Annotated in this window: 8 protein-coding genes; 5 read left to right on the top strand and 3 right to left on the bottom strand. The window is 73.6% G+C overall.

Annotation, left to right across the window (positions count from 1 at the left end):
- Positions 1-52 precede the first annotated feature (52 nt).
- On the top strand, positions 53-1,129 hold the full coding sequence (locus VIU94_RS36390; RefSeq protein ID WP_414721067.1) for a glycosyl hydrolase: 1,077 nt from the start codon (positions 53-55) through the stop codon (positions 1,127-1,129).
- On the opposite strand, the gene VIU94_RS36385 is transcribed toward VIU94_RS36390, so the two are convergent.
- From VIU94_RS36385 to VIU94_RS36375, 3 genes are all read right to left on the bottom strand, one after another.
- A complete protein-coding gene (locus tag VIU94_RS36385) occupies positions 1,126-3,258 on the bottom strand; it encodes a lipopolysaccharide biosynthesis protein (protein WP_414721066.1) in 2,133 nt (710 codons plus the stop codon). The two genes, VIU94_RS36390 and VIU94_RS36385, sit on opposite strands and share 4 nt — an antisense overlap.
- The gene (locus VIU94_RS36380; protein WP_331918443.1) at positions 3,251-4,405 is read right to left on the bottom strand and encodes a DegT/DnrJ/EryC1/StrS family aminotransferase; all 1,155 of its coding nucleotides are present in this window, start codon (positions 4,403-4,405) and stop codon (positions 3,251-3,253) included. Before VIU94_RS36380 ends, VIU94_RS36385 begins: the two co-directional genes overlap by 8 nt.
- A gap of 211 nt (positions 4,406-4,616) precedes the next feature.
- Positions 4,617-5,477 carry an RNA polymerase sigma factor SigF gene (locus tag VIU94_RS36375; protein WP_331918441.1) on the bottom strand — a complete coding sequence of 287 codons (861 nt, stop codon included), beginning with the start codon at positions 5,475-5,477 and terminating at the stop codon, positions 4,617-4,619.
- A gap of 221 nt (positions 5,478-5,698) precedes the next feature.
- Here VIU94_RS36375 and VIU94_RS36370 point away from each other — a divergent pair, with 221 nt between their 5' ends.
- The 4 genes from VIU94_RS36370 to VIU94_RS36355 all read left to right on the top strand — a co-directional run.
- On the top strand, positions 5,699-6,067 hold the full coding sequence (locus VIU94_RS36370) for an STAS domain-containing protein (protein ID WP_331918439.1): 369 nt from the start codon (positions 5,699-5,701) through the stop codon (positions 6,065-6,067).
- Between the two features lie 139 nt (positions 6,068-6,206).
- Complete coding sequence (locus VIU94_RS36365) at positions 6,207-6,647, top strand: ATP-binding protein (RefSeq protein ID WP_331918437.1); 441 nt, start codon at positions 6,207-6,209, stop codon at positions 6,645-6,647.
- A 144-nt stretch (positions 6,648-6,791) separates the two neighbouring features.
- Positions 6,792-7,454: a peptidase gene (locus tag VIU94_RS36360; RefSeq protein WP_331918435.1), complete on the top strand. Its 663-nt coding sequence runs from the start codon at positions 6,792-6,794 to the stop codon at positions 7,452-7,454.
- Positions 7,454-8,157, top strand: a 704-nt coding sequence (locus VIU94_RS36355; RefSeq protein WP_331918433.1) for a COG1470 family protein, incomplete at its 3' end; no start/stop codon positions are given. The genes VIU94_RS36360 and VIU94_RS36355, both read left to right, overlap by 1 nt.

Here is an 8,157-nt window from a genome sequence, read left to right as displayed (position 1 = left end):
CCCGCGGCGCGGCCGAGCGCGCCGAACGAAGGCCCGGGCGCAGGTGATGGTGATGCCCGGCCGCCACGCCGCCTTACCGCGCCGCCGCGCCTACACCGCGGTCGTGCTCGCCGCCGCCGTGGCCGCCCTGCTCGCCGGCATCGGCGTCTGGGCGACCGGGCACGAGGGGGACGGGGACGGGGGGCGCTGCGCCCCCGACGCCCGGCTGACCCCTCGCTGCGGGGCCTGGTGGGGCGCGTACGTCCCGCACGACGCGGACGGCTCGCTCACCGCCCCGGTGCACGCCTTCGAGAAGAAGATCGGCCGCAGGCTCGACCTCGTCTACACGTACCACGACATGTCCGGGGCGCCGCTGGACGGCGAGCTGCTCACCGCCGACGAGCAGGAACTCGGCCGGGAGCGGATGCTGATGCTCGCCTGGGAGTCCACCGTCTGGAAGGAGCCCCACCACGCGAACTGGACCGAGACCCAGCTCGGCTGGAAGAACATCGCGTCGGGGAAGTACGACGCCGAGATCATCGACCCGCAGGCCCGCCGACTGAAGGCGTACGGCAAGCGGGTCTTCTTCTCCTTCGACCAGGAGACCGACTTCCGCATCAAGGAGGGCGCGGGCACGCCGGAGGAGTACGTCGCCGCCTACCGCCACCTCCACGACCGGTTCCGCGAGCTGGGCGTCACCAACGTGGTGTGGGTGTGGACGGTCTCCGGCTACCTGGGGCACGCGGACGCGATGAGGCGGCTGTACCCGGGGGACTCGTACGTCGACTGGATCGGCATGGACCAGTACAACTACTACCTCTGCCACAAGTCCACGAACTGGCTGGACTTCGAGCGCAGTCAGCGCCCGAGCTACGAGTGGCTGCGAGCCGATGTCTCGGCGAAGAAGCCGATCATGGCGTCGGAGTTCGCCACTGCCCCGGACCCGGCCCGTCCGGAGCGTCAGCGCGACTGGTACGCGCAGATCCCGCGCGTCGCGCCGAGGCTCCCCGGGCTCCGGGCGCTGGTCCACTGGAACCGGACGGTGCCAGGGCCGGGCTGCGACCTGACGGTGAACTCCGGCCCCGCGCTCGAGGGTTACCGGGAGGCCGGGACGGACCCGTACTTCAAGCAGCCTCTGCCGACGCGCTAGCGGCGGGCGCCGGGCCCGGCCCGACGTCCGCGGCGCGAGGAGCGGAACAGCACCGCGGCGGTCGTGCAGCCCAGGACCAGGAACACGGGCAGCGCGGCCGCCGCGAACGTCTGCTGCGCCGCCCAGCCCGCCCATACCAGCACCCAGACCGCGCAGACCGTGCCCCGTACGGAGACCCCGAGCGCGTGCAGCAGCACCGCGGCCAGGATCAGGCAGAGGGCCTGGAGGGCGAGCGGGAGGACGTGGAAGGTCGCCTCCGGGGCGGCGGCGAGCAGCTCGGCCAGGACGTCCGCGCCGGGTCCCGCCAGCGCCGCCGGGCGGACGCCGAGCAGCGGCGGCGCGGTGTGCAGGGCGAGGAAGGTGGCGAGCAGGACGGCTCCGGCGAGCAGCGGGGAGACCCGGCGCGGGAGGACCGCCGCGCCGCAGAGCGCGATCAGAAGCACGCCGCCCGCCAGGGTGACCGGCGGCAGGGCCGCGATCAGGGCGGTGCCGGACAGCCGGGCGAGGCCGAGCTCGCCGGACCGGGCGAGCGGGATCCAGAACAGTCCGCTCGCCAGGGCGAGCAGCAGCCACAGCTTGATCGCGGACCGGCTCTCGTCCCCGGCCGCCGCCGACTCCGCCGCGGACGCCGACTTCGACGCCGGCTCCGCCTCCGCCTCCGGCACCGGCACCGGGATGCCGAACGCGGGCGTCGCCGCGTCGTGCGCCCCGCGCAGGTACGCGGCCTGCCGGGCCCACTCCGTCCCGTACTCGACCTCCTCCCTGCGCCCGCGCGGCCGCCGCCCCGCCAGCGCCGTCCGCAACCCCGGCGCGCACCCCGCGGCGACCAGCGTCATCGAGCAGAGCACCGCGAGCCCGGCCCCGGAGATCCCGACCGGGCCGAGCAGCGTGGCGGCGCTGCCCAGGACGAGCGCGCACATCACGCCCTGAAGCACGGCGAGCATCCCGGTGCGGCCCTGGACCCGCAGCACCCCGATGTACAGCTCGACGGCGACCCGGGGCAGCGCGGCGGCGGCGAGCAGCCGCAGCACGGTGGTGCCGTGCTCCGCGTAGTCCGCGCCGAACGGGGCGAGGATGTACGGCGCGAAGACGATCAGCACGGTGACGACCGGGACCAGCAGCAGCGCCATGCGGCGCAGCGCGCCGCGTACCCCGGCGGCCAGGCTCTCGGGGCTGTGGGAGGCGTGCGCGGTGAGCGAGGAGGCCATGTTGATGGCCATGAACTCCATCGTGCCGCCGACGGTGTACGCGGTGTAGAAGAACGCGTTGTGGGCGGCGTCGAAGCGGACCGCGACCATCACCGGCAGCAGGTTGATCATCGCCAGGCTGAACAGCGCGCCGACCGAGTCGCCGGCCAGGAAGCGGCCCATCTCGCGCGTGGTGGGCGGCTCGCGGTCGCGGTCGGCGGCGGCCTGCCGGGGGATGAGCCGGCGGAAGACCAGCCAGCCCAGCGGCAGCACGGACAGCGCGATCGCCGCCGACCAGGACACGAAGACGCCGAGCACCGGCGTCGTGGTGGCCAGGGCGACGAGCAGCAGCAGCTTGCCGACGGAGAAGCCCGCGTTGCCGACCGGCACCCAGATCGCCCGGCGCAGCCCCGTCAGCACCCCGTCCTGGAGGGTGAGCAGGGCCCAGCCGACGCAGGAGGCGGTGAAGAAAAGCCCGGCGGCCAGGCTGCCGAGCGGTGCGTACGAGGGGCCCCACCAGTCGAGCGTGAGCAGGAAGACCCCGCAGGCCAGGGCGACGACGACGGAGCTGACCAGGTAGATCCGGCCGACCAGCGGGCCGGTGGCCCGGCCGGCCCGGGGCACGTACCGGACGACCGCGCCGATCATGGTGGTGGCGGTGATCGAGGCGAGCAGCCGCTGCGCCGCGATGGCCGCGGACCCCTGCCCGACGGCCTCCTCGCTGTAGTACCGCGCCGCCACCAGCCAGAACCCGAGCCCGAGCGCGGCGGACACCCCGGTCGACAGCATGAGCGCGTAGGCGTTGCGGAAGAGCGAGTCCGAGCGCTCGTCCCGCGACCCGGCGACGGGCGCGGGCGGGGCGTCGTGCTCGCTCCCGGCTCTGTCCCCCTCGTCCCCATCGTCCCCCGCGTCCGGCCGGCGCAGCCGGACCGCGTCAGACACCGGGCCGGCTTCCGCCGCGCGGCGGGCGTACGGGCTCGGCGCCGGCCGCCCGCAGGGTCGCGAGGATCTCGGGGGCGCGGCGGGGGTCCACGGGCAGCGCGTGGCGGGCGAACCAGGCCGCTGCCTCCGGGGCGGGGGACGGGTCGGTGAAGCCGGGGGCGTACGCGTCGAGCGGCGGGTCGTACAGGTAGCCGGTGGTGATCCGGCGGCGGGCCAGCGCCGCGATCGCCGCGTCGCGGTCGGCGACCAGCAGCGGGACCCGGAACAGCGGCTGGACCGGCCCGGGCCCCGGGGCGCCGAACTCGCTCTGAGACAGCAGTTCCGTCCCGGCGCGATGCGCGTCGAGGACGGCGTCGAGGCCGGCGAGGCGGCGGCCGGTGCGGCGGAGCCGGGCGCGGCCCGGCCGGAGCCGGTAGTCGTGCATGTCGACCCGGACCCAGGAGTGGAAGGGTGTGAGCCGGGGCGCGTCGGCGAGCGCCTGCTTCAGCTCGTCGCCCCGCAGCGGCATCCGGATCTCCTCGCGCTCCTCCATGCCGAGCAGCCGCATCATGGCGTGCGCGGCGCGGACCAGGCGCAGGCCGCGCACGGTCGCCTCCGCGTACGGCCGTAACAGGTAGGCGAGTTCGGCGCCGGCGCGGTACGGGTCGAGCAACGCATCGCGGGCCGCGGCCAGTTCGGCGCGTTCCGCCGGGTCCGCGACGGCGAGGAAGCCGCCGGTCTTCGCGCCGGTGTGCTTGGACAGGCTGAACACGGACGCCTTGCCGTACGTGCCGACGGGCCGCCCGCCGACCGAGGAGCCGATCGCGTGCGCCGCGTCCTCAAGGAGCGGGATGCCCGACGCGTCGCAGCGGGCCCGGAGTTCGGGCGCCGGGTCGGGATTCCCGTACAGATTGGTGGTGAGCACGGCGGACAGGTCCCGCCAGGTCTCCTCGGGCACGGCCGCCACGTCGATGGAGCCGTCCCGCGGATCGAGCGGCGCCTGTACGGGCCGCAGGCCGGCCGCGAGGACGACGAAGAAGATGACGTCGTCGTTGACCGGGGACATCAGCACCCGGCCACCCGGCTCGCACCAGCGCCGCAGTGCCAGATAGAGCCCGAGCCGGCAGGACGGCACGTAGAGACACTCTCTGCCGAGTCGGCCGCGCATCAGGCGTTCCAGTTCCGCGTATGCAGAGCATGCGAAAACCATGCGATTCCCCCCTGAATCCCGGGCTCAATGTCGCCCATTCCGGACGGCCCCGTCAATAACGCGGAGGGGCCCGTCCGGTGACGGGCGGGAGTGGGCAGGGGGGAGTCCCACGGAGGGGAGTGACCGCGGCGGGGTGGGGGACCCGCGGTCGGGCGGGGTGCGCCCGCGGTCACTCCTCCAGGGTGAGGCCCTTCCGCAGCCGGCCGAGGGTGCGCGCGAGCAGCCGCGACACATGCATCTGCGAGATGCCGAGCTCCTCGCCGATCTCGGACTGCGTCATGCCCGCCGTGAAGCGCAAGGACAGGATCTTGCGGTCGCGGGCCGGCAGCGCCGCGATCATCGGCTTCAACGACTCGACGTACTCGATGCCTTCGAGTCCGTGGTCCTCGTAGCCGATGCGGTCCGCGAGCGTGCCCTCGGTCTCGTCCTCGTCGGCCTGGGCGTCCAGCGAGCTCGCGGTGTACGCGTTGCTCGCCGACATGCCCTCGACCACCTCGTCGTGCGTCAGGTGGAGTTCGGCGGCCAGTTCCTCGACGGTGGGCGCGCGGTCGAGCCGCTGGGCGAGTTCGTCGCCGGCCCGGGCCAGGTCGAGGCGGAGTTCCTGGAGGCGGCGGGGGACGCGCACGGACCAGGAGGTGTCGCGGAAGAAGCGCTTGATCTCGCCGATGATGGTCGGCATCGCGAACGTCGGGAACTCGACGCCGCGGCTGAGGTCGAAGCGGTCGATGGCCTTGATCAGGCCGATGGTGCCGACCTGGACGATGTCCTCCATCGGCTCGCTGCGGGTGCGGAACCGGGAGGCGGCGAACTTGACCAGCGCGAGGTTCAGTTCGACCAGGGTGTTGCGGACGTAGGCGTACTCGTGAGTGCCCTCCTCGAGTGCGTCGAGCCGGGCGAAGAGGGTCTTCGACAGAGCACGCGCGTCGAGCGGGTCGATCTGCTCGAACGGGGGGATCTCGGGGAGATCCTGCGGGGGCGGAGTCGTCGACGGCGCGTGGGGGGAACGCGAGGCGTCGAGCCGGGGTGACATGGTCTCCTCCATCGTCATCATTCGCTGCGGTTTGCGGCGCCTCCAAAGCCGGTCGTGTTCGGTGTCTCTACAAGGCGTACCCGCTTTACGGTGGCGGCCGCAAGTCCCAAATGTCCATTTTGAGTTGGTTCATGGTGGAGTCGGGGTGTCGAGCGGAGCGCTGCACTTGTATGGTTCTTCGAGCGTCAACCGGCATCCGGAGAGCGAGAAGAGGCACGGGCATGGACCGCCAGACCGTGGGCCACGCACGACCGGCCCGGCTTCGGGTCGAGGCACGGACCCTGGGTGTCAGCGAGATCGTGAAGCCGATGGGTGAGCTCGATCACCACACCGCCGATTTGTTGCGTACGCCACTCCACGACGCCCTCGGCGAGGGTCGCTCACGCCTCGTGGTCGACTGCTCGGGGCTCGACTTCTGCGACTCCACCGGACTCAATGTGCTGCTCGGCGCCCGCCTGAAAGCCGAGGCGGCAGGGGGCGGAGTCCATCTCTCGGGGATGCGGCCCGCGGTGGCCCGGGTCTTCGAGATCACCGGTGCGGAGGCCGTCTTCACGGTCCACGACTCGCTAGAGGCGGCGCTCGCCGACTGAGAAAGCGTGTGTTGTCGTGACACGGCGGGGCAGGAGAGCCCCGGCTCCGTCTGTCTGTCCGGCCGGAACGGGCCGCACAGGTCTTCTGGTCCCTGGTCCTGGTCCCTGGTCGTTCGGTAATCGGTGAGGTGAAGCGCTGATGGACACTGCTGCCGGTGCCGGCGACGTCGCCCTTGAGGTGCGCACGCTCGCCCTCGGCGACGCGCCCGGTGTCGTTCCGCTCGCCCGCGACTTCGCGCGGCAGGTGCTGCACGAGTGGGGCTGGCTGCCCGCCGCCACCGCGGACCGCCGCGCGGCCGCCGAGGACGTGCTGCTCGTCGTCTCCGAGCTCGTCACCAACGCCTGCCTGCACGCCGAGGGCCCCGAGCGGCTCCGCATCGTCCGCGGCGAGAAGGCGCTCCGCCTCGAGGTCGTCGACCGCGGCGCCGGGCACCCCTCGCCGCGCACCCCGCACCGGGCCGGCCGGCCGGGCGGGCACGGCATGTTCATCGTCCAGCGGCTCTGCCTCGACTGGGGCGTGGACCGCACGCCGGGGGCGCCGGGCAAGACGGTGTGGGCGGAGCTCGCCGCCCCCGCGTGATGCTTGTGGAGTTGTTGGGGAGCGCGTCGATACGGCGCGCTCTTTGTCTTCCCTCGACAAGGCCCCGGGCGTACCTTGAGCGCCCAATCTGATGTGCCGTCAGTAACTTCGGCGGTGCGAGGCCCGGCGTGAGGGGTGCTCGAAGTGTCCAACCGGAAGAGGACGGCTGCCGCCGCGACACTGGCCGCGGCGTTGGCGGGCTCGGCGGTGCTGACGGCCGCCTCCGCCGCGCACGCCGCCGTCGTCGACGTCGACTACGGCTGCGTGACGAAGATCGGCCCGAAGAGCGCCGTGTCGCCCGTCGACATCAAGGCCGTCAAGAGCGGCGACGGCTACACGATCACGATGTCCTTCGAGAAGGGCGTCTCCGACAGCCCCATCGAGCTGCCCAAGGGAGTGATGAAGCCGCGTGCCGAGCTGCTTCTCGGCGGCGCGGACAGCGGCAAGCTGAAGGTGACCGGTGCCCCGAACACCGAGAAGATCCCGCCCAACACCCCGATCAAGATCGGTGAGCTGACGGGCACGTACACGCCCAAGAAGAGCGGCAAGGTCACCTTCACGGCAGGTGTGCTGACCGTCCACGCCCTGGGGATGGACGCGGCCACCTGCACGCCGAAGAACAACCCGAAGCCCTCCCTCGAACTGGAGGTGCAGGCATCGGGCGGCGGGGGCGACGACTCGGGCGGCGGCGAGCTGCCGAAGACCGGACCGCTCGACTCCGCGGCGGCCCTGGGCACCCTCGGCGGCACGGTGCTGCTGACCGGCGCGGCCGGAGTGCTCTGGCTCACCCGGCGCACGGCGCGCTGATGCGGGCGCGGGACGTGGCCCCCGCCGCCGCGCTGCTCTGCCTCGCCGTGACCGCTCCCGTTCCCGCGGCGCTGGCGGCGGACGCGCCGCCCGCGTGGACGGCGGGACCGGCCGCGGGACGGCCGTACGTCTACCTGGAGGGCGCGGCGGGCAGCGTCCTGCAGGACACGGTGTCCGTGACGAACTCCGGCACGCGGCCGGTGACGGTACGGCTCGCGGGTGACGGCGGTACGAGCATGGGGCCCGCTCCCCTCGCGCTCGCCGCCCGCGCCGTCACCGTCCCGGCCCGCACCCGCGCCGACGTCCCGTTCGCGGTGACCGTGCCCGCGGACGCCGCGCCCGGCGAGCGGACCGCCGCGGTCGTCGTCACGGCCGGCGGGCGCGAGGCCCGGGTGCGGATCCACCTTCGGGTGACCGGACCCCGGCTGGCCGCGCTCACCGTGGAGAAGGTCCGCGTCGACGCCGCCGGCACGATCCACTACATCCTGGTCAACCGCGGCAACACCGCGCTGACGCCCCGGCTCTCGGTACGCGCCGACGGCGTGCTCGGCGCCGTCCTCGACCGGCCCGCCCGCGCCCTGCCGCCGACGCTGCGCCCGGGCGAGCGGCGCGCGCTGACCGAGCCCTGGCCGGACCGTCCCGCCCTCGACGCGGTCACCGTCCGGCTGCGGGTGACGGCCGGCGACGGGGCTCGCGTGGAGGC

The organism is Streptomyces sp. (assembly GCF_036566765.1).
Lineage (GTDB): Bacteria > Actinomycetota > Actinomycetes > Streptomycetales > Streptomycetaceae > Streptomyces.
The sequence above is the reverse complement of the archived record's forward strand: the minus strand, read 5'-3'. Positions and strand labels throughout refer to the sequence as shown.

Coding starts and splice junctions, on each gene's coding strand:
- VIU94_RS36390 (WP_414721067.1), top strand. CDS start 53: ATGCCCGGCCGCCACGCCGCCTTACCGCGCCGCCGCGCCTACACCGCG.
- VIU94_RS36380 (WP_331918443.1), bottom strand. CDS start 4,405: ATGCGCGGCCGACTCGGCAGAGAGTGTCTCTACGTGCCGTCCTGCCGG.
- VIU94_RS36375 (WP_331918441.1), bottom strand. CDS start 5,477: ATGTCACCCCGGCTCGACGCCTCGCGTTCCCCCCACGCGCCGTCGACG.
- VIU94_RS36370 (WP_331918439.1), top strand. CDS start 5,699: ATGGACCGCCAGACCGTGGGCCACGCACGACCGGCCCGGCTTCGGGTC.
- VIU94_RS36365 (WP_331918437.1), top strand. CDS start 6,207: ATGGACACTGCTGCCGGTGCCGGCGACGTCGCCCTTGAGGTGCGCACG.